Below are 22,758 nucleotides of genomic sequence, written 5' to 3'. Positions count from 1 at the left end.
GATCAGGGCGCAATCCTCTCCTCACCGGCAGAGGCGATTGGCGGCACGGCCTTCTCGTCACCCTGCGCCGCTTCGGAAGCTTCGGCTTCCGCGCCGGTCGGCAGGGCATCGGCCACATCGTCCACCGTCGCCGTCACGATGGCATCCACGCCAGGCGCGGTCGGATGCATGTGGTCCTCCTGCATCAGGTCCGGCTTGTCGATCACCGGCTGGAGGAAGAAGGGCACCAGCGCCGCGTCGTACTTTTCCGCGAGTTGGGCATAGATCGGGTTGAACTTCGCCGCGTAGTCCTTGCCCAGGTTCGGCGCGGCAAGCATGCCGAGCAGGACAACCTTGATGTTCTCCTGCTTGAGGCGCTGCAGGATCGCTTCGAGGTTGTTGCGCGTCGTTGCCGGGGGCAGCCCACGCAGCATGTCGTTACCGCCCAGACTGATGATGGCCAGTTCGGGCTTTTCCTTCTGGCTGCTCAGTGTGAAGTCCAGCCGCTCCAGCCCGGCCTCGGTGGTGTCGCCAGAAACCCCGGCATTGATGACCCGCGCATTGATGCCGCGCCCACGCAGCGCCTGCTCGAGCCGGTCGGGATAGCTTTCGCCATCGTTGAGACCGTATCCGGCAAGCAGGGAATCCCCGAAGGCGAGGATCGGGCGCTCCGGTCCCATGACCGGGATGGCCGGCGGCGCTTCGAGCGCACTCATGGTCTCTTCGGCAACCGGCGGCGTCGCGGCCTTGTCGCAGGCGGCGAGCGCCAGCGGGAGCGTGAGCAGGGAAATTGTCAGTGCGCGCAAGGCTTTCTCCTTGTAGGATCGCCCTTTGCTATCCCATATGGGGGCGGTGACAAGCCTTTCCCGACATTCCAACGCCTCTATCGTTGCCCGTGACCTGCGCCTGACGCTGGGCAGCGGAGGCAGCGCCGTCGAAATCCTCAAGGGTGTCGACCTGACCGTGCCGCAAGGCCAGACCCTTGCCCTGCTTGGCCCGTCCGGCTCGGGCAAGTCGTCGCTGATGTCGGTCCTGTCCGGACTGGAACGGGCAAGTTCGGGCAGTTTGTCGGTTGCCGGCGAGGATTTCGCCGGGATGGACGAGGACGCGCTGGCCCGTGCCCGGCGCGGCCGCATCGGCGTGGTCCTGCAGGCCTTCCACCTGCTGCCGACGATGACCGCATTGGAAAACGTGGCGACACCCTTGGAACTTGCCGGGATGTCCTCGGCCCGCCAGCGCGCCGAAGAGGAACTGGCCGCCGTCGGCCTCGACCATCGCCTCACCCACTATCCCGCGCAATTGTCCGGCGGTGAACAGCAGCGCGTGGCCATCGCCCGCGCCCTCGCCGCGCGGCCTTCACTGGTCTTCGCTGACGAGCCGACCGGCAATCTCGATGCTCGAACCGGTTCGACGATCATCGACCTGCTCTTCGCCCGGCGCGAGGAAAGCGGCGCGACACTGCTGATCATCACCCACGACGAAAACCTTGCCAGCCATTGCGAGCGGATCGTCACCATCGCCGACGGGCGCATCGCCAGCGACACGATGCCGGCATGAGCGCAAGCCTGCCCTGGGCAACTGCCTGGACCATCGCGCGGCGCGATCTTTCGGCGCGGTTCAAGGGGCTGCGGCTGCTGCTCGTCTGCCTGTTCCTGGGCGTGGGCGCGATTGCGGCCATCGGCACGCTGACCGGCTCGATCGAGAGCGAACTGGCAACGCGCGGGCGGCAGATCCTGGGCGGTGACGTCGAATTGCGGGTCTGGCAGCGCGGGCTGACCGAGGCCGAACGCAAGGTCCTGCAACCGCTCGGCACGATTTCCAATGGCCTGCGCATGCAGGCGATTGCCCAGAGGGGCGATCTCACCGCCCCGGTGGCCCTCAAGGCAGTCGACGGGGACTGGCCGCTCTACGGCAAACTCACCCTGCGCGACGGACGCAAGGTCGGCGCACCGCCCGAGGGGACGGTCTGGATCGCGCAAGGCACGGCCGAGCGGCTGGGCGTGAAAGTGGGAGACAGCTTCCGGCTGGGCGGCCAGCCGCAGAAAGTCGGGGGGATCATCGCTTCCGATCCCGAACAGCTCGGCGAAGGCTTCTCGCTGGGCGACACCGCGATCTCGGCCATCGGCCTGCCCGAACGCGCCGGACTGACCGCGCCGGGTGCCATGTACCGCAGCGCGATCCGCCTCAAGCTGAAAGGCGGACGCAATCCCGACGCAGTCAAGGGGCAGATCGAGAAGCGCTTCCCCGATGCCGGTTTCGAAATCCGCACCCGCGACCGGGCCGCGCCCTCGACCGAGCGCTTCGTGCGCCACATGGGCGAATTCCTCGTCCTCGTCGGACTGGCCGCGCTCGTCATCGCGGGCATCGGAATCGGTGGCGGGGTTTCCTCCTACCTCGAGGCCCGACGCAACTCGATTGCCACGCTCAAGGTGCTGGGCGCGACCAGCGGCGACATCGCGCGGATCTACCTGCTGCAAGTCGGCGTCGCCGCCTTGGCGGGCAGTCTTGCAGGGCTGCTGGCGGGCGTGCTGGTCACGCCGCTGCTGGCCGAGGCGCTCGGCTCCCTGTTGCCGGTCGACACGGGCTTCACCGTGTCCCCCGTGGCCCTCGCCACGGCTGCGGCCTACGGTCTCCTCGTCGCGCTGGTCTTTGCCGCGCCTCCACTGGCGCGGGCACGTTCCTTCCCGGCGATGGCGCTGATGCGCGCGCGGGTGTCGCCGCTTTCGGCCGACCGCAAGGCCCTGCTGCTGCCGGTCGGCCTTGGCCTTGCCGCGATTGTCGCCCTGGCCCTGCTCAATGCCGCGCAGCCGATGGTAACATCCGGCTTCCTGGCAGGCGCGGCGCTGATGCTGGGCATTCTGGCGCTGCTCGGCCATGGCATCGGATTTCTGGCAAGACGCCTGCCACGGCCTGCCAACCCGATGCTGCGGGCCGGACTGGCGAACCTGCACCGCCCGGGCGCGCAGACCGGCGCACTGGTCACCGCGCTCGGCTTCGGCCTCTCTGCCTTCGTCCTTATCGCCGGGGTCCAGACCAGCCTTGATGCCAATATCCGCCGCACCTTGCCGGCACGCGCGCCGGACTTCTTCGTGCTCGACGTGCCGCAGGACCGCGCTGGCGAATTCCGCAATGCCGTCGAGCAGACCGTCCCTGGCGCCGGATTGAAGCTGGTGCCCAACATGCGCGGACGGATCATCGCCTATGGCCCCAGGGACCACATGACGCGCGTATCCGACCTCGACGAGATTCCCGAGGGCGCCTGGGCCCTGCGCGGCGAACGCGGCCTGACCTATTCGGTGAACGTGCCCGACGGCAGCACGGTGACCTCCGGCAAATGGTGGCCCGAGCTCTATCGCGGCGAGCCGCTCGTCTCGCTCGACGAGGAGTTCGCCAATATCGTCGGCCTCAAGGTGGGCGACTACGTGACCATCGGCCTGCTCGGCGTGGAACGGACCGCGAAGGTCGCCGCGCTGCGCCGGATCGACTGGGACACGATGGGCTTCAACTTCGTGCTGGTCTTCTCACCCAATGCCCTTGCCGATGCGCCGCACAAGCTGGCCGCAACCATCGAAGTGCCACCCGGCACGTCGACCGCAGGATTGCTGCCGAAGCTGGCGCGCGCATTCCCGTCGAGTTCGGTCATCGAGACCGGCAGCATCCTGCGCGAGGCGCGAGATCTGCTCGGCCAGATGTCGGTCGCGATCCTTGCCGCGGCATCGGTTGCAGTGCTGGCGGGGCTGGCAGTGCTGTTCGGCGCCATCGCCGCCGCGCGCGCCAGCCGGACCTATGACAACGTGATCCTGCGTGTGCTGGGCGCGAGCCGGGCCCAGCTTCTGGCCCTGCAAGTGGCGGAATACGGCCTGATCGCGCTGGTCCTCGCCCTCGTCGCGCTGGCAAGCGGCAGCGCCATGGCCTGGGCGGTGATCGTCAAGCTGTTCGAATTCGAATGGCTGCCCGACTGGCCCCGCGTCATCGCAGTGCTGTGCGCCGGGCTTGCCCTCATCCTGACTTTCGCGCTCGCCGGTTCGCTGCCGCTCCTGCGGGCGAAACCGGCGCGCGCGCTCAGGGAGCTTTAGGCGAAGACCTGCGCCCCCGTCGGGTCCTTGGGATCTTCGCCGAAACGGTTCGGGCCGGGCGTGCCGGGCAGGAACATGATCACGATCAGCGCGATGTTCGCGATGAAGCCGACCAGCGGCACCATGCTCAAGACGATGAAGCCCAGGTACCACCAGCCGCTCATGTCGCGGTCATGCAGGCGGCGAACCGTGACCGCGATGCTTGGTACGATCACCGCAAGACCGTAAATGCCGATCAGGGCGAGCGGCAGCATGGTTCCCGCGCTGAACAGGGCCCCGGTGACATCGCCGCCAGCCAAGGCCGAGAACGACAGGCCCATCACGCCGGCCAGAACCCCCAACAGGGCGATGACGATGACGTTGAGCAGGGTGAAAGCCCAGTATTCCATGCGCCGCGAACGGCCGGAGAATTCGGCGTAGCGCCGAAACGGCATGAACATGTATTCGATCATGTAGGGCCCCTCTCGATAGAATTGCCGCACTATAGTCCAGTTCACTCCTCCGGCAAGTTAACGCCCTGGCAGCGGGCGAGACGCAGGAGCAGAAGGCCCGACGCAGAAAAAAGGGATGCAAAACCGCCTGGCTTCGCACCCCTGCATCGGTCAGCCGGTCCCGCGTCTCCTCCCTTGCCGCGGGTCAGCCTGCGCCTTCGCCTCAGAAGCGATAGCGCGCCGCCACGCCGTAAGTGCGCGGCTGGTTCGGGTAGCCGGAAATCGAGCCAGGCTGCGCCGGGCTGTCGAATATCTGCAGGATCGTCCGGTCGTTGAGCAGGTTGCGGCCCCATACCGACAGTTCGACGCCGCTCGCCATCGCATAAGTCAGCGAGGCGCTCAGCTCATTGATGTCCTGCTTGAAGTCGCGCGCCGCCTGGATCGCGGCGGTGGCATCGACGATGGCTCCGCTCGTATCCGTCACAGTCAGCCCGGGCAGGCCCTCCACCAGCATGAACGGCGCTTCGTAGTGATAATCGCTGCGCAGGATCAGAGCATCGCCGTTGCCGATCTCCTGCGTGTACTGGCCGCCGAAGGTGACCGAGAGCGGCGAATATCCCGGCGGCGTCGAACCGCTGATATCGCCCACGCCCGACGCCACGAAGCTGTTGTACTTGCCGTCGAGGTAGGTCATCGACAGGCTCAGGAGGAGCGGCTCGACCGGCTTTGCCGTGCCTTCGAACTCAATGCCGAAGACCGACTGCTTGCCTGCATTGGCGAGCAGGAATCCCGAACCGGTAAAGATGTTCGACTGGAAGTTCCTGATGGTCTGCTTGAACACCGCAAGGTTGGCGGTAACGAGGCCCCAGTCCCCCTTCAGGCCGGCTTCGTAGACCGTCGAATCCTCCGGGTTGGCATAGCGACTGCCAGCCCGCAGGTTGGTGACGGCCAGCCCCTGCTGTCGCAAAGCGGCGAGATCGGTCGCGGTCGGACGGCTGTCGCGCGAGAGATTGACCGAGGCCGCCTTGTAGCCCGTCGCAAAGCTGGCATAGACGTTCACCGAAGGCGTCAGGTCATAGGCAACGCGAGCGGTGAAGCTGAAATCGCCGTCGCCGACCTTGCCGGCTTCCACGGCATTGGGCACGTTCATGAACGGCGGGAAGTACTGCAGATCCCGCAGCGGGGCGAGCGGATTGGCAGCCGGGTTGTTGGCATTGGCTGCCGCGTAATTGGCGGCGTCGCTCGCCGAAAAACCCTGCTGGAGCGCCCCTTGATACAGCAGCACCTGACGGAAAGGCGCGTAAGCCGCGGCATCCAGATCAATGCTCGCGAAAGTATCGTCCGATGTCGTTCCGGTCGCGAAGCGCTTCTTGTCGTGGGTATAGTTGAGCCCGCCCGTCACGGTCAGGCCCGGGGCGACCTCGAAGTCGAGCTGGCCGAAGAACGAATAGGCCTCGTTCTTGAGCTTGTAGGCTTCGGTCAGGCCGGTGCCCGGCGTATAGAACGTGCCGACATACTTCGTCGGATCGCCTTCCAGCGCACCGAAGGTCGTCTCCAGCGTCGGGATGCTCAGCGCACCGCCCGAAAGGCTTTGGACGAGGAAATTGGCATAGCCGCGTGCGTCGGTGCCCCAGAAGACTTCGTTGTTCTGGTCGATTTTCTCGTTGAAGTAGTAGGCGCCGAGAAGGCCGTGGACCCGCTCCCCAAGGTCGAAGTTCGCCCGCAGTTCCTGGGTGAAGGTCTTGATCCGCAGGTCCTGGAAATTGCGCTCCAGAAGGTCCGCGCTCGAAAAGTCGGAATCCTGGTCGGTCACGATGTTAGAGCGACGATAGGAGGTGATCGAGGTCAGCTGGACATCGCCAAGGTCATAGTCGACCTGCCCGGAAAGGCCCCAGTTCTCGATGTCGTTGGTCGAGAGCCGGTTGTTGTAGGTGAAGTTGTCGAATTTCTCGTCCGGCTGGTTCACCGCGCCGCCCAGCGCGAAGATCGCCGCCGTCGGCAGGGCCTGACGCAGATTGACCGCGGCACAGCAGTTCTCGTCGATCTTGCCGTAGTCGCCGATCAGGCGAACCTGCAGATTGTCGTGGTTGTCGAACAGCAACTGACCGCGGGTGAACCAGCGGTCGCGGTCGTTGGTGCGTTTGCCGGTGCCAAGGTCGCGGACCATGCCGTCGCGCCTGTTGAGCCCGCCGGCCAGGCTCACCGCGATCGTGTCGCTGATCGGCCCGGTGACGCGGCCCTTGAAGGTCACGGCATCGTAGTTGCCGTAAGTCGCCTCGAAATTGCCACCGAGTTCGAACCGGGGCTTCATCGTGACGATGGAGATCACGCCGGCCGAAGCATTCTTGCCGAACAGCGTCGATTGCGGCCCGCGCAACACTTCGATCCGCTCCACGTCCGGGAAGTCGGCGATCATCGAGGCGGAGCGAGACCGATAGACACCGTCGACGAAGAGGCCCACCGAAGGCTCGATCCCGGCATTGTTGGCGCCATTGCCGAAGCCGCGGATGTAGAAGTTCGTGTTGGCCGAGCTTTGCAGCTGGTTCACGCGCAGCGAGGGCACGAGTGTCTGCAGATCCTTCAGATCGCGCACCTGCGCCCGCTCGATGGTCGCGCCACTGGTTACCGCAACGGAGACCGGCACATCCTGCAAGGTCTGCTCGCGCTTGGTCGCGGTCACGATGATTTCGTCGGCGGAAAGCGTGGAGCCTTCAGCGTCCTGGGCCATGGCGGCGGGCGTCAAGACACAAGCCGCCGCGGCAACGCCAGTCATCAGGCCAACACGTTCGAATTGACGGCGACGCGCCGTGGTCGCTCCGCGCGCGCGGAAGAACTCCGCGGCGGCGGTTGCAGAAAAGCCTTTCATGCCATCCTCGCTGTACAAACCCGTCGGGCGGCCTGCGTCTATCGCTGCACAGTACGCGCCGCATTCAGTGCTTCGACAATTACGAGGGAATTCAACGCGACACAATTAAGTCGTTGCCATCTTCGACAAATAGGCGATGCTTGTGGCACGCGCGCCACAGCAATTGTTCAATTGTCCGCACAAGCAGTACCGCTTGCCGGAATCACTCGCATCGGCTAAGGGCGCGGCAATTTTGCGGTGCAGCAAACAGCACCGCGATGATGCCATTTGGCCCCCTCGAATTGTAAGGCTAACGATGTCCGCCCCGCTTCCCTTGCGCAATATCGCGATCATTGCGCACGTCGACCACGGCAAGACCACGCTTGTGGACCAGCTTTTCCGCCAGTCCGGCACCTTCCGCGACAACCAGCGCGTGGAAGAGCGCGCGATGGACTCCAACGACCTCGAGAAGGAACGCGGGATCACCATTCTCGCGAAGCCGACCTCGATCGAGTGGAACGGCTACCGCATCAACATCGTCGACACGCCGGGCCACGCCGACTTCGGCGCCGAGGTGGAGCGCATCCTCTCGATGGTCGACGGCGTGATCCTTCTGGTCGACAGCTCGGAAGGCGCGATGCCGCAGACCAAGTTCGTCACCGGCAAGGCGCTCGGCCTCGGCCTCAAGCCGATCGTCGTCGTCAACAAGATCGACCGCCCCGACGGCCGTCATGACGAAGTTCTCGACGAAGTGTTCGACCTCTTCGTCAGCCTCGACGCCAATGACGAGCAGCTCGACTTCCCGACTCTCTACGCCTCGGGCCGCAACGGCTACGCCAGCTACGACCCGCTCGCCCGCGAGGGTACGCTGACCCCGCTGTTCGAGAAGATCGTCGAACACGTCCCCGCGCCGAACCTCGACGTGGACGCGCCGTTCTCGTTCCTCGCGACGCTGCTCGACCGCGACAACTTCATGGGCCGCGTGCTGACCGGCCGCGTCCAGTCGGGCACACTCAAGGTCAACGACCCGATCCGCGCCATCGACATGGACGGCAAGGTGATCGAGACCGGCCGCGCCACCAAGGTCCTGACCTTCCGCGGCCTCGACCGCGTGCCGGTGGACGAAGCCCGCGCCGGTGACATCATCGCCCTCGCCGGCCTCGAAAAGGCCACCGTTTCGAACACGATCGCCGATCCCTCGGTCACCGATGCGATCCAGGCCCAGCCGATCGATCCGCCGACGCTGGCCATGCGCTTTGCCGTCAACGACTCGCCGCTCGCGGGCCGTGAAGGCGACAAGGTCACCAGCCGCATGATCCGCGACCGCCTGATGCGCGAAGCGGAAACCAACGTCGCCATCCGCGTCACCGAATCCGCCGACAAGGACAGCTTCGAAGTTGCCGGCCGCGGCGAACTCCAGCTCGGCGTCCTGATCGAGACGATGCGCCGCGAAGGCTTCGAGCTCGGCATCAGCCGTCCGCGCGTGCTGTTCGGCACCGACGAGGCAGGCAGCCGCACCGAACCGTATGAAACTGTCGTGATCGACGTCGATGACGAATACTCTGGCACCGTCGTCGAGAAGATGCAGCGCCGCAAGGCCGAGCTGACCGACATGCGTCCCTCGGGTGCCGGCAAGACCCGCATCACCTTCTCGGCCCCGTCGCGCGGCCTGATCGGCTACCACGGCGAGTTCCTTTCGGACACCCGCGGCACCGGCATCATGAACCGCCTGTTCGAGAAGTACGACGCGCACAAGGGCGCCATCGAGGGCCGCCTCAACGGCGTGCTGATCTCGAACGGCACCGGCGAAGCGGTTGGCTATGCGCTCAACTCGCTGGAAGACCGCGGCGTGCTCTTCGTTAAGCCGCAGGAAAAGATCTACGAGGGCATGATCATCGGCGAAAACGCCAAGCCCGACGATCTCGAAGTCAACCCGATGAAGTCGAAGCAGCTGACGAACTTCCGTTCGACCGGCAAGGACGACGCCATCCGCCTGACCCCGCCGCGGGTCATGACGCTCGAGCAGGCGATCGCCTACATCGACGACGACGAAATGGTCGAAGTCACGCCGCAGTCGATCCGTCTGCGCAAGGCGATCCTCGATCCGCACGAGCGCAAGAAGGCCAGCCGCAAGAAGGAAGCGGCGTAAACCGATCCAAAAAGCCTCCCCGGGCCATCTCGGGGAGGCTTTTTTCTTGGTGCGGGTCAGGCCGATTCGCCCGCAGACCTCGGCTCGCCCTGAGCCTGCCGAAGCGTACAGTGCGTCACTGCACAATCGGCTTGCCGCGTGCGCGGCACGGCCTGTTACAAATTGCGACAGGTTCAGTGCCGGTTCAGTCCCGGCCGGCCATGGTCTCCCTCTAACGTGCCCACCGATACCGCCGTCACCCGGTTGGCCATCCGAAGGGAGACGCCCACATGAAATCCAGACTGAAATCCCTCGCCACCAAACTCGGCCTCGGTGCCGTGCTGGCGGCCTCGACGCTTGCCATGGCCGCACCGGTCGAGGCGCATGACCGTCGACACGGCGGCGACGACGCAGCCATTGCGATCGGTGCGGGCCTGATCGGCCTCGCGGTCGGCGCAGCGCTGGCCGACGATGGCGACCGTTATTACTACGACCGCGATTACTACCCCTCGCGCCGCTATGTGACCGTGCGTGACCATCCGGGGTATTACTATTACTACGAGGGTCGTCCGAACCGTTATTACCGCGACCGCTACTACGATCGTTATTACGGACGCTATTATCGGGAACGCTGGAGCCGTGGCCACGACTGGGGTCGGGACCGCCACGACTGGCGCCACGACCGCCGTGACTGGCGCCATGATCGCCGCGACTGGCGCCGTGATCGCCGTTATCATGACCGGGATGACCGCTACGAACGGCGCTATCGTCACTGATCGGCCCATGCGGCACATCCGGGCGGGCGTCCCTGCGTGACATAAACGCAAGCCGCGCCCTATTTCGTTCATCTTCGGATGCCATCCAGAACCTCTCCCCCTCGCCAAGCGAGGCGGGGGAGGCTATGGCGCTCGCCACCATGGACACCGCCGACCTGCGCATCGCCCTGTTTTCGGGCAACTACAATTACGTTCGTGACGGGGCCAACCAGGCCCTCAACCGTCTCGCCGAGTATCTCCTGCGCCAGGGCGCCAAGGTGCGCGTCTATGCGCCGGTGGTGCCCCAACCCGCATTCGAACCGACTGGCGACCTGATCGGCGTGCACTCCATGCCCATTCCCTCGCGCTCGGAATATCGCATCCCGCTTTCGATCCTCGGCAAGGCGCGCAAGGATCTCAAGGCCTTCGCGCCCAACATCGTCCACGTCTCCTCACCCGACCCGGTAGGCCACCAGGCCGTGACCTGGGCGCGCAAGCGCGACCTGCCGGTGCTGGCCTCGGTCCATACCCGCTTCGAAACCTACTTGCGCTACTACAACATGGCCTGGGGCGAACCGGTCGTCGAAGCGATCCTGCGCCGCTTCTATCGCCGCTGCGACGCTCTGGTCGCGCCGTCCGAATCGATGGCGCAACTCCTGCGCGAACAGCGCATGAACTATGACGTCTCCATCTGGTCGCGCGGTGTCGACCGCGAGATCTTCCACCCGGGCCGCCGCGACCTCGACTGGCGCCGCGCCCACGGTATTGCGGACGACGAAGTGGCGATCGGCTTCCTTGGCCGGCTGGTGATGGAAAAGGGCCTCGACGTCTTTTCCGACACGCTCGACGAACTGCGCCGCCGCAACGTCAAGTACAAGGTCCTCGTAATTGGCGAAGGCCCGGCCCGCGAATGGTTCGAAGCGCGCCTGCCCGGCGCCGCTTTCGTCGGCTTCCAGCAGGGTGCCGACCTGGGCCGTGCCGTCGCCTGCATGGACCTGCTGTTCAATCCCTCGGTCACCGAGACCTTCGGCAATGTCACGCTGGAGGCGATGGCCTGCGGCCTGCCCGTCGTCGCCGCCGCCGCGACCGGCAGCCAGAGCCTCGTCGATGATCGCGTTTCCGGCCGCCTGCTGCCGCCCGGCGCAATCCACCAGTTCGCCGAGGCGCTCAAGTCCTACATCGAGGACCCGGCTCTGCGGCTCGCCCACGGCAGGGCCGGCGAGGATCGCGCCGCCGAGTTCAGCTGGGACAAGATCAACCAGGCCGTCGCCGACACCTACATCCGCCTGATCCGCCAGAAGCCCGGCACCCGGGCCTGACCGCGCGCCGGCGCTCTCAGCTCAGCACGCCGCGCGCCCGCATGCGCACGGCGAACCACAGCAGGGCAATGGCGACGATCCAGATCAGCGCGGTCATCGCAAGTCCGCCCGCTCCGGTGACGGTCGCGGGCGCCTCGCCGGTCCACTGGTAGACCGTTGTCAGCGCAAGACCCAGCAGCGAAGCGGCAAAAGCCGCGATAGTCCAGCGTGAACGCATGACCAGCAGGACCGAACCGAGCAGCGCGCCCCAGGCCCCCAGCGCCCATGCAACGATCGCCCAGCCGGGAAAAGAGTCGACATAGTCGATCATTTCGGGCGGAAACTGCGCAAGGTAGGTCGGGCTGCGCGTCACCGTCAGGGTGAAGTCGAGGCAGCCGAAGGCATTCCATGGGATCGACAGCAGCGCTGCCGCCCAGAAGTACCACGGGGTCCTGACGTTGGGCCGCTCGTCCATCGCATCCCCCTTTTTCGCATTTCCTTGTGGGCGCAAGCCTATCGCGCTCGGCAGGCCGGTGCAATTGCGCGCGACTCTCGCTAGATAAGCCCCATGGCCGACCTGTTTGCCGACGATATTCCAGCCACGCCTCGCGACGAACCGCGCGAGGATGCTCCGCTCGCCGATCGGCTGCGGCCGCGCACCCTGGCCGATGTGGTCGGACAGGAGCACCTGACCGGGCCGGAAGGCGCGATCGGGCGCATGGTCGCTGCCGGGCGCCTGTCCTCGATGATCCTGTGGGGGCCGCCGGGCACCGGCAAGACCAGCACAGCGCGCCTGCTGGCAGATGCCGTGGGGATGCGCTTTGCCGCGGTCTCCGCCGTTTTTTCGGGCGTCGCGGATCTCAAGAAGGCGTTCGCAGAGGCCGAAGTGGCGGCCAGGGCCGGGCAGCGGACCCTGCTCTTCGTGGACGAGATCCACCGCTTCAACCGGGCCCAGCAGGATGGCTTCCTGCCCTTCGTCGAGCGCGGCACCGTAACCCTGGTCGGGGCGACCACCGAGAACCCCAGCTTCGCGCTCAACGCCGCTTTGCTCAGCCGGGCGCAAGTGCTGATCCTGCACCGCCTCGACGCAGATGCCCTGGGCGCCCTGCTCGACAAGGCCGAAGCGCTTGAAGGCCCCCTGCCCCTCGATGCCGACGCGCGCGAGGCGCTGATCGCCTCGGCAGATGGCGACGGCCGCTTCCTGCTCAACCAGGCCGAAACGCTCTATGCCGCCAAGATCGCGGAAAAGCTCGATCCGGCCGGGCTCGGCCAGTTCCTGCAACGGCGCATGGCCGTCTACGACAAGGACCGCGACGGCCACTACAACCTGATCTCGGCTCTGCACAAAAGCCTGCGCGGTTCCGATCCGCAGGCCGCGCTCTATTACCTTGCCCGGATGCTGACGGCAGGCGAGGAACCGCTCTACGTCCTGCGCCGGCTGGTACGCTTCGCCTCGGAAGACGTCGGACTGGCCGACCCGCAAGCACTGGTCCAGTGCCTTGCCGCGAAAGACGCCTACGAATTCCTCGGCTCGCCCGAAGGCGAACTGGCGATCGTGCAGGCCTGCCTCTACCTCGCCACCGCGCCCAAGTCGAACGCAGCTTACATGGCCTTCAAGTCCTCGTTCCGCAGCGCGAAGGAAACCGGCTCGCTCAGCCCGCCCGCCAATATCCTCAACGCGCCGACCAAGCTGATGAAGGACATCGGCTACGGCAAGGACTACGCCTACGACCACGACGCGCCAGACGGCTTTTCCGGCGACAACTACTGGCCCGAAGAGATGGATCCGCAAACCTACTATGCGCCGGTCGAGCGCGGCTTCGAACGCGAGATCCTCAAGCGCATCGACTGGTGGAACCGCAAGCGCGCCGAGCGGCGCGAGCAGTGAGCGCGGCAGCGCAAGACGCGCCGCGCTTCCGGCACTTCGTGGCGATCGACTGGTCCGGCGCCATCGGCACCCGGCAGAAAGGGATCGCCGTGGGCCTGTGCGACCTGACCGGCGCCGCGCCGCAAGCCCTGCACCCTGCCCATCACCCCGTATGGTCGCGCCGCGACGTGCTCGACTTCCTGCGCAACGACCTTCCCGATGACACGCTGGTCGGGCTGGACCTCGGCATCTCGCTGCCTTTCGCCGATGCCGGGGCCTTCTTCCCGGGCTGGGCCGAAAGCCCGGATCATGCGCGTGGCCTGTGGGCCCTGATCGATGCAGTCTGCGAAAGGGATGCAGACCTGTGCGCCACCAGCTTCGTCGATCACGCGCAGGCCAGCGCCTATTTTCGCCGCCATGGCGGGCGCGAGGGTGCGCAGTTCCACCTGCCCGACGCCGCGCACCGGCGCGGACGCATGCGCGTGACCGAAGAGGCGCAGGCCCGGGCAGGCTGCAAGCCCTATTCGAACTTCAACCTCGTCGGCGCGGCGCAAGTCGGCAAGTCCAGCCTGACCGGGATGCGCATGCTCCATCGCCTTGGCGGCACGGTGCCGGTCTGGCCCATCGACCCGCTGCCGGCGCACGGCTCCGTCATCGTCGAGATCTACACGACGCTCGCTGCGGTAGCCGCGGGCCGCTCGGCCTCGCGCGCCAAGATGACGACGTTCGAAGCGCTGTCAGATGCCCTTGCAGCGCTGGCTTCGCCGCCTGTTGCAGGTAGCGGCCCGATCGACGACCACACCACCGACGCGCTGCTCACCGCCGCCTGGTTGCGCCGCGCCGCCTTCGATCCGGCGCTCTGGCAACCGGCTGAACTGACGCCGGAATTGGCCCGCACAGAAGGCTGGACCTTCGGCGCGGCATAGACCACAACCTGTCGCATCGAGGGCGCCCCTCCCCCCGGTCCGGGCGTCGCTCCACCAAACCGATAGGGACACACTATCTCATGAAACACAGACTGCTGGCAGGCCTCGCCTGCCTTGCAATGGGAGGCTGTGCAACCGCCGCGCCCCCACCTGAAACGCCAATGGCTGCCGCGCCTGCGGCCGAAGCCCCCGCAAGTGCATGGAAGGCCTTCGTCCAGAAGACCATCGAGGGCTGGATGGCCGAAGACCCGGCCTTCGCCGTCTATCAGGGCGCGCACCAGTTCGACGGCAGGCTGCCCGACTGGAGCGAGGCAGGTCTCGCCAAGCGCGCGGCCTTCCTCCACTCGGTGATAGATCAGGCCAATGCCTTCACCGGCCTGTCCGAGGCCGACCGGTTCGAGCGCGATTACCTCGTGCAGGTAGCCAAGGGCAGCCTGTTCTGGATCGAAGACGCGGACCAGCCGCACACCAACCCGACCTGGTACATCAACGGCGGGCTCGACCCGAATGTCTATGTCAGCCGCAACTATGCCGACAAGGCGACGCGGATGAAGGCGATGATCAGCTTCTTCAAGGCCGTGCCGATGGCCGCGAAGAATATCCGCGCCAACCTAAAGTCGCAGATGCCCGCCAGCTTCATCAGGCTGGGCGTCGCCGGCTTCGGCGGCTTCGCGGAATACTATCGCGGCGATGCCCGCGCCGCCTTTGCCGACGTGCAGGACCCGGCGCTGCAGGCCGAGTTCAAGGCCACGTCCGAAGCCGCGGCGAATGCGATGCAGCAGCTTGCGGACTGGCTTGCCACGGCCACGCCGACGCAGGACTACGCATTGGGCGCCGCGCGTTTCTCGCGCATGCTGGCCGCGACCGAAGCGGTCGACGCCCCGCTGGACACGCTCGAGGCCGTTGGCCGGGCCGATCTCAAGCGCAACCAGGAAGCGTTGCAGAAGGCTTGCGCCGCCTATGCTCCGGACAAGGACATTCAAGGCTGCTTCGACAAGATGCGGGCCGACAAGCCCGAAGGCGGACCGGTCACCGCCGCGCGCAAGCAGATCCCCGATCTCACCGCCTTCGTGCGCGCGCACGACCTCGTCACGATTCCCGGCACCGAGCAGGCGCTGGTCGAGGAAAGTCCGCCCTACAACCGGCAGAACTCCGCCTACATCGACCCGCCCGGTCCGTTCGAGAAGGGCATCCCCTCAATCTATTACATCTCGCCGCCCGACCCTTCGTGGTCGAAGCAGATACAGCAGGACTACATTCCGGGGAAGAACGACCTGATGTTCACCTCGGTGCATGAAGTCATGCCCGGCCACTTCCTGCAGTTCCTCCACTCCAACCGCTCGCCGTCATGGGTGGGCCGCCTGTGGGTTGGCTATGCCTTCGCCGAAGGCTGGGCGCACTATGCCGAGGAAATGATGTGGGATGCCGGCCTTGGCGACGGCGATCCCGGTGTCCACGTCGGTGAGCTCTCCAACGCCCTGCTGCGCAATTGCCGCTATCTGTCGGCAATCGGGCTGCACGCACGCGGCATGACGCAGGAGCAATCCAAGCGCATGTTCATGACCGAGTGCTACCAGGACGAAGGCACAGCCGAACAGCAGGCCGCGCGCGGAACCTATGATCCGGCCTACCTCAACTACACGCTGGGCAAGCTGATGATTCGCAAGCTGCGCGACGACTGGACCGCCAGCCGCGGCGGCCGCGGCGCATGGAAGCAGTTCCACGACACTTTCCTGAGCTACGGCGGCCCGCCAATCCCGCTGGTGCGGAAGGCCATGATGCACGAAGACGCGCCCCACGCCGTCTTCTGATCCAAAAGCGTTCGCACCGAACGCACAAAACTCTGGACCGGCGCCCCTGCCTCGCGGTAAGGGCGCCGGACTTGTTTCGTGCAGCCGTCATCGCGCGGCGCACCGGGCCGGCTTAGCTCAGTTGGTAGAGCACCTGATTTGTAATCAGGGGGCCACGGGTTCGAATCCTGTAGCCGGCACCATTTTTTCAATGACTTAGATGAATACGGCGAACCTGTGTCCCTCCGCTGGGTCCCATTGGGGGAACAGAGCGGCACTAGATGCTCACGGCTGCAGCTGGGACGTTGGCGACTGATCGGAATCGGGTGACGAATACGGCAAGCTGCCGATCATTCACGCGCTGCTTCGCGAGTTCGGGAACGACCGGGAGGTTGGACGTGAACGAGCCCGCTGGCGCGGGAATGGCGCTGGACCTGATGTTTTGAGTGCGCCGCCGATAACGCGCTGTGGTTGAGCCTCGCGACCGAGAGGCAGACGCTTTCGGCTCCTTCAACCGAGGAGTCGAAGATGACAAACACCACAATGCCATCCCGCAGCCGTCACTTTCGCGCGGCGTTCACTCTGGTCCTACGAGCTAGCTTGGTTTAGCAGTTGGAGATGGTAACCGCTGTCGGCATAACTTGGACGAACAAATCCGCATTAGCCCTCGCACCGGGGACCGACCCGATTTCCGCAATCCAAGAAGCAGCACGCAATCTCGTCTTGAAGGCGCGGGAAGCGGGATGGGAGGGGCCGCCGTTTAATCCCGTCAAAATCGTCGAACTGCTTGGCGCGAGGATGTCAGCCAACGCGAATATCGCCGACGCGCGGCTTCTTGCTACATCCGACACCGCAACTATCGAGTTCAACCCCCAGCAGCCCCGCGAACGGGTGCGTTTTTCGATCGCGCACGAACTAGCGCATATGCTGTTCCCGGATTGGCGCGAGGAAGTCCGCAACAGGAGTGCCCACGACCCCGCATCGGATAATTGGCAACTTGAAATGCTGTGCAATATTGCGGCGTCGGAATTCGTGTTGCCGATCGGTAGCCTACCTGCAGCGATGGAAGTGGCGCCCATTGAAGAGCTTATGCGTGAGCGCCGGCGCTACGATGTCTCCGCAGAAGCTTTTCTCATCCGTTTGGCAAAGGTCGCCGAGACCCCGATTTCCGTCTTCTTTGCATCTCCGATCGGCGATTTGGAGCCCGACCGTCGATATCGTATCGATTACGCGGTGCCGTCGCCCCTAGCGCCGTTCCTGCACGTCGAAGGCACCGTGCTTCCCGCCGAAAGCGCTGCTCGCAACTGTACAGCGATCGGCCACACCGATCGTGCGGTGGAAAACTGGTTTGCCGGAAGCGACACGGCGATCGAATTCGTAGGCATTCCGGGATATCCCGGAACAAGATATCCGAGGGTCGCGGGTGTAGTTCGCTTTGGATCGAGGCAATTCGGCAAGAGCCCCATAAGATATGTTCATGGGAACATACTTGATCCGCTTGGCAACGATCCAAAGATCATTTGTCAGCTGGTCAATAACCGCGCTATCAAATGGGGCGGCGGAGTAGCAAGGAAGTTTGGACGGAAGTATCCTCAGGCGGAGCTGCAGTATACACAGCGTTTCATTCATTTGACCGCAGACGAGCGCCTGGGGCGGGCGCTGATCATCGAACTGGACGAGGGGGTGTCGTTGGCAAGCATAGTGGCGCAGGAGGGTTTCGGGCCATCACTGTTTCCACGGGTGCGCTATAGGGCGCTGCAGGCAGGTCTGCGTGAAGTGGTGGCGCACGCGAAACGGATTGGCGCCAGCGTCCATATGCCGAAGATCGGGACCGGGTCTGCGGGCGGCGATTGGGGGGTTATCGAGGAGATAATCGAAGACGAGTTGGTCAGGGCGGGCCTAGCGGTGACAGTCTATGATCTTCCTCCCAAGCGTGAGCAATTCGAGCTTTTCAGCTGATGAACGACCAAGCGTCGTTTAGAGTGGTGCTTGTGTCCGGGGCGATCTGCTCCGGTAAATCTGCCTTGGTTGAACAGTTGCGCGAGAAACATGGCGCGATGGTGATCAAAACCAAGGACCTCATCCTCCGCAAGCTTCCGAAGATTACGATAGAACGGCGATCGCTTCAGCGCGCCGGCGAGAAGCTTGACAAGGACGATGGCGGCCAATGGGTTGCGGAAGCCCTGCAGCGGGAAATCGACGCCAATTCGCAGCGTCCGACGCCGAGCGGGCTCTACGTAGTCGATTGTGTCCGCATTGAGGGGCAGGTGAACGCCATCCGTCGGGCGTACGGTCCCGAGGTTTTCCATATCCACGTGAAGGCTGATCCGAAGGTACTGAAGCAGCGTTATCTCGATCGCTCGCGTGCGGACGATGCCGTCCACGAATATGAAGCGTTAAAGAAGAACAGGACCGAACGGAATATCGAGTCTCTAGCCGAGCTCGCGGACGTGGTCGTCGACACAGGCCGATGTTCAGCCGCGAGTGTGCTCGTTCGAGCGACTGCCCTCCTTAATCTCTATCCCCGAGGCGCCGAGAAGTTGGTCGACGTGTTGATTGGCGGCCAATACGGCAGCGAGGGAAAAGGCAATATTGTCGGGCACATCGCACCGGAATATGATCTGCTCGTTCGGGTCGGTGGCCCTAACGCCGGGCATCAGGTTTTTGCGGAGCCCGAGCCAGAAAAATACTTTCACCTGCCCTCGGGGACGCAACGGGCGCCCAATGCCAAGCTCCTGCTTGGCCCAGGTGCGGTGATCAATCCGACGAAACTGCTGGACGAGATCGCCAAGCACGGCATTTCCAGCGAGCGCTTAGTCATCGATCGGCAGGCCATCGTCATCAGCAGCGACGACATCGAGGAGGAGAAGGCCCGTTTCGGCAACATCAGCTCCACCGCCCAAGGCGTCGGGATCGCGTCAGCGCGCAAATTGACCGGCAGGTCGGACTATAAGGCTGGGACCGAGTTGTTTCTCGCCCGGGACTGCAGCGACCTCCAGCCCTTTCTGGGGAGTGCGCGCAAGGTTCTTGCGGATGCCTTTGTAAAAGGGCACCGGATCCTTCTTGAAGGTACCCAAGGCACCTCGCTCAGTCTCCACCACGGGCAGTATCCCCATGTCACCAGCCGCGATACGACGGTCGCAGGATGCTTGGCGGATGCCGGCATTGCACCTTCGAACGTGCGCAGGGTTATCATGGTATGCAGGACCTACCCTATTCGCGTGGGTGGGCCATCGGGTCCGATGGAATATGAAGTGGATATGGAAGAGATCCACTACCGTAGCCGAATCCCACTCGATCCTTTAAAGAACGCCGAGCGCACTACCACCACGAATAAGGAGCGCCGCATCGCGGAGTTTGATTGGGAGCAGTTCAAGGATTCGGTGCAGTTGAACGGGCCGACGGACATAGCGCTGACCTTCGTGGACTATTTTGGGATCGAAAACCGCAAGGCCTTCCGGTTCGAGCAACTTACTGACGAAACGATCAGATTTGTTGAAGAGGTTGAGAGGGTTTCGGGGCGGCCTGTTTCCTTGCTCTCGACCGACTTCAACTGGCGCAACGTAATTGACAGGAGATCTTGGTGACCGATGCCGAGCTGGACGAGCTCATTTCGAATTGCCCCACGCTCTACCATATGGCGGAGCGTGGATCGTGGCCGGCCATTGAACGATACGGGTTGCTAAGCACCTCGGCGCTCATGGACCTGTACGAAATCGACGGCGCTCAGCGAGCGCAGATCGAGCTCGCGCACCGGCCCAAAAGCGTCTCCATCGCCGCTGACGGTCTGCCCGGCGCTGTCATACGCGACCAGATACCGATGAGCGATTCCGGTCTGAAGCGGGCTTTGCCATCGCGGCTCCAGCCGAGCGACTGGTACGCACTGCTTAATTCCAAGGTCTTTTTCTGGCTGTCGGTGGAGCGGCTTCACAAGCTCACCCAGGCGGGGGCCTATAGGGATCATGAGCACGATGTTCTGGAGGTCGATACGCGCTTGCTGGTGGACGCCCATCGCGACAAAATCTGGCTTTGCCCTATAAACAGTGGCTGCACCAAGCCGATGCCGCACCCGCGCGACGAAGGTATTTTTTCGCGCATACCGCAGTATCCCTACGCCCACTGGCGATCGCGGCGAGGTCGAACGGAGCGCGCGGTTGAGCTGGCGATCGATTACTCCGTTCCAGATATTGCCCGCTATGTGAGAAGGGTCGTCGTTAAACGCGGTAGCGAAGTAATGTCGATAATAGAGTAGTCGAAAGCCGATATGCCTTAGGCAAAGGGATGGCGCATCCTCGTTGGTATCAATGCAGAGCGTCAATTATCCCCATTTCGACCAAATTCATTACTTTGTTCTTGCCCAATCATCCCCACTTTTGTCGAGCTGGCCTTCGAACTTACAGCGCGGTGTGATAGATGCGGCGTTACTAGGTATGGGGCGGATTCTATGTCGGACATGAAGCGAATTACGCTTTTCAGAATCAAGGGCGGCAAGGGTTTCGAGGACTTTCTAAAGGGCGATCTGATAACCTACACCCACATAGAGCCGAACGATGAATTCGAGGGGTACATCAAATACGAGCGCGGGGGCGGCGGTCAGAAGACCGAAGATCAAATCCCTTGGCTCCGGTTCCTCAACTCCGGTTTCGCCGAGAAAAAATACACTTATGAGGCGTTCAATAAATATCCACGCGCCCTCATGGCACTACGAGTCATCGGCAAGGAGGGCACTGACGATGTGTTCTACGCGGCTGCCTTTGGCCAGCATGGCGATAGCTACCTTGATAAGGAGCAGATCGTCTACGACTTCGGGATCAAGGTTGGGATGAACATCTGCGACGCCGAGAAACTCCGGCGGATTCAGACGGCCGCACATGAGGCAATCAGCCGACAGACCGAGCGGCAGGCCAGCACGGGGGCAAGCCTCGGCGTGTTTGGCATCAACACCGAGTCCGAATTCCTCCGCACGATCTCCGGCCATGTGAAGACAGAGTACAAGGAGCTGGTCGACTCCTTCCGCGGCAAGGACAGCATCCTGATCAAGTTCCCGAAGGATCAGGAAGTGACCTGGACTTATCTCGCGCAGCTCTGCCGGAAGCTCGAAGAACGATATGGATCAGACGACTACACCAAGACCGACCTGAAGGTGTACGACATCCTCCGGCACGAGAGCGACCCGGTCGTCATAGCGGAGCTGAACCGCCTGCTCTGCGCAGCAATCGAAGCCAAGAATTTCAATGCTGTTCACCTCGCTCCGCCGGACTTTCTCGCCGACGACGACAGCTCGTTTGCCTACGTCGAGAAGGATGGCGTCGAAGAGATCGAGACGTTCGACGATCTGCGCATCGCAGACCTGATCGCCGTCAAGCGTCGCCGGCTGAAGGATCTCGACGAGACCCGCATCAAGGGGTGGAAGATATTCGAGTACAATCCCGAGCTCGATCGAACCTTCGTTCGCTGGGATGCCTATCGATGCCTGGTGGCCGAGGTCGAATGGAATGGGCGGACATTTGTTCTCTCATCGGGGCAATGGCGGGAGGTATCCGAGCAACTGAAGGCGTCGGTCGAACAGTACCTCGACGATCATGATCTCCTGCTTGATCCCGCCTATCTCCCGCACGGTATCAACATCTACAAGGCCGACCGGAAGGAAAACCGCGAGGAGGTTTTCAACCGTCGTGCGGCGGAAGATTGTGCGGACCTCTATCTCCTCGACAAGGCCAAGCTCGAGATCGCCGGACAGCGTCGATACGAAGTGTGCGACCTGCTGCATGCCGATCGCTCGATAATTCACGTCAAACGCTACTCCTCCGGCGCGGCATCGATCAGCCACCTATTCACGCAGGGCAGGTTCTATGCCCACGCCTTTTCGACAGATACCGCCTGCCGCACCGGAATGGCGGCATGGATCGATGCCGATGTTGACCCCGTCAATGTTGCGAAAGACAAGCCCGGCTTCCTTGCACTGATCCCGGAGAAGAAAGCGGAACTCAACGAAAAGGACTATTGCGTCGTGTTTTGCGTGCTCCACGATGATGACGATTTCTCGCTGGAGAAGCTTCCGTTCATGTCGCGCTACGAGCTTATGCAGAGCCACCGCTTTCTGACTGAGGATCGCAGCTTCAAGGTAGGAATCGTGTTCCGGCAAATCATTCTCGGCCCCTGAGTCAGCTGCTCTGACCTCGGCCCGTAACGCCCGATTTTCCGCCTTTTCGTTCAAAAGCTGCCGTTCCACTTGGGCAATTGAAGTCATTGAGCGGGACGTGGACGTACGACCGGTTTCGAGGACCGCATTTCGACCTCGAGAGTACGTATCCGATAGCGGCCGCCTTGCAGCGAGGTAGTAGTCGCGCGAGTTAGCGGCGGTGCAAGCTCATTGGCTAGCGCCGGAGTTAGCGACGGTTGAGAAGGTCAGGCGGCTAATTCCGCCGGGTTGGAGTTCTGGAGGGCTTTCCAGTTCCATGGGAGCAGTTCGTGCAGCCGGTTTTGTGGGATTTCGGCGATGCGGCTAAGGACATCGGTGAGCCATGCGAGCGGATCAACGTCGTTCAGCCGACAGGTGCCGATGAGGCCGAACATCATCGCGGCGCGCTCTCCACCCCGATCCGAACCGACGAACAGCCATGCTTTCCTGCCCCGAGCTACGCTGCGCAGCGGCCGCTCCGC

The 22,758-nt window shown here is 63.6% G+C and carries 17 protein-coding genes and 1 tRNA gene; 13 read left to right on the top strand and 5 right to left on the bottom strand.

Features of this window, described 5'->3' with window-relative positions:
• Positions 1-2: 2 nt before the first annotated feature.
• Positions 3-785: an arylesterase gene (locus B5483_RS15065; protein WP_079731024.1), complete on the bottom strand. Its 783-nt coding sequence runs from the start codon at positions 783-785 to the stop codon at positions 3-5.
• A 37-nt stretch (positions 786-822) separates the two neighbouring features.
• Between B5483_RS15065 and B5483_RS15060 the strand changes: the two genes are divergently transcribed.
• A complete protein-coding gene (locus B5483_RS15060) occupies positions 823-1,536 on the top strand; it encodes an ABC transporter ATP-binding protein (protein ID WP_054946150.1) in 714 nt (237 codons plus the stop codon).
• Positions 1,533-4,055: an ABC transporter permease gene (locus B5483_RS15055; protein ID WP_079731023.1), complete on the top strand. Its 2,523-nt coding sequence runs from the start codon at positions 1,533-1,535 to the stop codon at positions 4,053-4,055. The genes B5483_RS15060 and B5483_RS15055 overlap by 4 nt, the downstream gene beginning before the upstream one ends.
• Here the strand turns inward: B5483_RS15055 and B5483_RS15050 are convergent.
• Both B5483_RS15050 and B5483_RS15045 read right to left on the bottom strand, forming a co-directional pair.
• The gene (locus B5483_RS15050) at positions 4,052-4,507 is read right to left on the bottom strand and encodes a DUF805 domain-containing protein (protein WP_054946148.1); all 456 of its coding nucleotides are present in this window, start codon (positions 4,505-4,507) and stop codon (positions 4,052-4,054) included. The two genes, B5483_RS15055 and B5483_RS15050, sit on opposite strands and share 4 nt — an antisense overlap.
• A 202-nt stretch (positions 4,508-4,709) precedes the next feature.
• Positions 4,710-7,259: a TonB-dependent receptor gene (locus tag B5483_RS15045; protein ID WP_079731170.1), complete on the bottom strand. Its 2,550-nt coding sequence runs from the start codon at positions 7,257-7,259 to the stop codon at positions 4,710-4,712.
• Positions 7,260-7,647: 388 nt separating this feature from the next.
• Between B5483_RS15045 and typA the strand changes: the two genes are divergently transcribed.
• The 3 genes from typA to B5483_RS15030 all read left to right on the top strand — a co-directional run bounded on the left by typA (position 7,648) and on the right by B5483_RS15030 (position 11,533).
• Positions 7,648-9,480, top strand: coding sequence for a translational GTPase TypA (gene typA, locus B5483_RS15040; RefSeq protein WP_079731022.1), 1,833 nt, complete (start codon positions 7,648-7,650; stop codon positions 9,478-9,480).
• Between the two features lie 269 nt (positions 9,481-9,749).
• Positions 9,750-10,235, top strand: a complete 486-nt coding sequence (locus B5483_RS15035; protein ID WP_054946145.1) for a hypothetical protein — start codon at positions 9,750-9,752, stop codon at positions 10,233-10,235.
• Positions 10,236-10,375: 140 nt separating this feature from the next.
• Entirely contained in the window at positions 10,376-11,533 is a 1,158-nt protein-coding gene (locus B5483_RS15030) for a glycosyltransferase family 4 protein (RefSeq protein WP_079731169.1), read from the top strand.
• Between the two features lie 16 nt (positions 11,534-11,549).
• Here B5483_RS15030 and B5483_RS15025 read toward each other — a convergent pair whose 3' ends face one another.
• On the bottom strand, positions 11,550-11,987 hold the full coding sequence (locus B5483_RS15025) for a hypothetical protein (RefSeq protein WP_079731021.1): 438 nt from the start codon (positions 11,985-11,987) through the stop codon (positions 11,550-11,552).
• A gap of 93 nt (positions 11,988-12,080) precedes the next feature.
• Here B5483_RS15025 and B5483_RS15020 point away from each other — a divergent pair, with 93 nt between their 5' ends.
• The 8 genes from B5483_RS15020 (at position 12,081) to B5483_RS14985 (ending at position 22,258) form a co-directional block, all read left to right on the top strand.
• A complete protein-coding gene (locus B5483_RS15020; RefSeq protein WP_054946143.1) occupies positions 12,081-13,400 on the top strand; it encodes a replication-associated recombination protein A in 1,320 nt (439 codons plus the stop codon).
• A complete protein-coding gene (locus tag B5483_RS15015) occupies positions 13,397-14,305 on the top strand; it encodes a hypothetical protein (protein WP_079731168.1) in 909 nt (302 codons plus the stop codon). The genes B5483_RS15020 and B5483_RS15015 overlap by 4 nt, the downstream gene beginning before the upstream one ends.
• A gap of 80 nt (positions 14,306-14,385) precedes the next feature.
• Entirely contained in the window at positions 14,386-16,116 is a 1,731-nt protein-coding gene (locus B5483_RS15010; RefSeq protein WP_079731020.1) for a DUF885 domain-containing protein, read from the top strand.
• A 106-nt stretch (positions 16,117-16,222) separates the two neighbouring features.
• A tRNA-Thr gene (locus tag B5483_RS15005) sits at positions 16,223-16,298 on the top strand.
• A 415-nt stretch (positions 16,299-16,713) separates the two neighbouring features.
• Positions 16,714-18,054 (top strand): ImmA/IrrE family metallo-endopeptidase, encoded by a 1,341-nt coding sequence (locus tag B5483_RS15000; protein WP_079731019.1) that lies wholly within the window; start codon positions 16,714-16,716, stop codon positions 18,052-18,054.
• Complete coding sequence (locus B5483_RS14995) at positions 18,054-19,682, top strand: adenylosuccinate synthetase (protein ID WP_079731018.1); 1,629 nt, start codon at positions 18,054-18,056, stop codon at positions 19,680-19,682. The genes B5483_RS15000 and B5483_RS14995 overlap by 1 nt, the downstream gene beginning before the upstream one ends.
• Positions 19,679-20,347 carry a DUF7002 family protein gene (locus B5483_RS14990; RefSeq protein ID WP_139384030.1) on the top strand — a complete coding sequence of 223 codons (669 nt, stop codon included), beginning with the start codon at positions 19,679-19,681 and terminating at the stop codon, positions 20,345-20,347. The genes B5483_RS14995 and B5483_RS14990 overlap by 4 nt, the downstream gene beginning before the upstream one ends.
• A 192-nt stretch (positions 20,348-20,539) precedes the next feature.
• Positions 20,540-22,258, top strand: a complete 1,719-nt coding sequence (locus tag B5483_RS14985) for a DUF6119 family protein (RefSeq protein ID WP_079731017.1) — start codon at positions 20,540-20,542, stop codon at positions 22,256-22,258.
• Positions 22,259-22,503: 245 nt separating this feature from the next.
• Here the strand turns inward: B5483_RS14985 and B5483_RS14980 are convergent.
• Positions 22,504-22,758: transposase domain-containing protein (locus B5483_RS14980; protein WP_139384029.1), on the bottom strand; the 255-nt coding region annotated here is incomplete at its 5' end.

The sequence above is a fragment of the Novosphingobium mathurense genome (assembly GCF_900168325.1).
In the GTDB taxonomy this organism is placed as follows: domain Bacteria; phylum Pseudomonadota; class Alphaproteobacteria; order Sphingomonadales; family Sphingomonadaceae; genus Novosphingobium; species Novosphingobium mathurense.
Note: the sequence above shows the minus strand (reverse complement) of the source record. Positions and strands in the feature narration are given on the sequence as shown.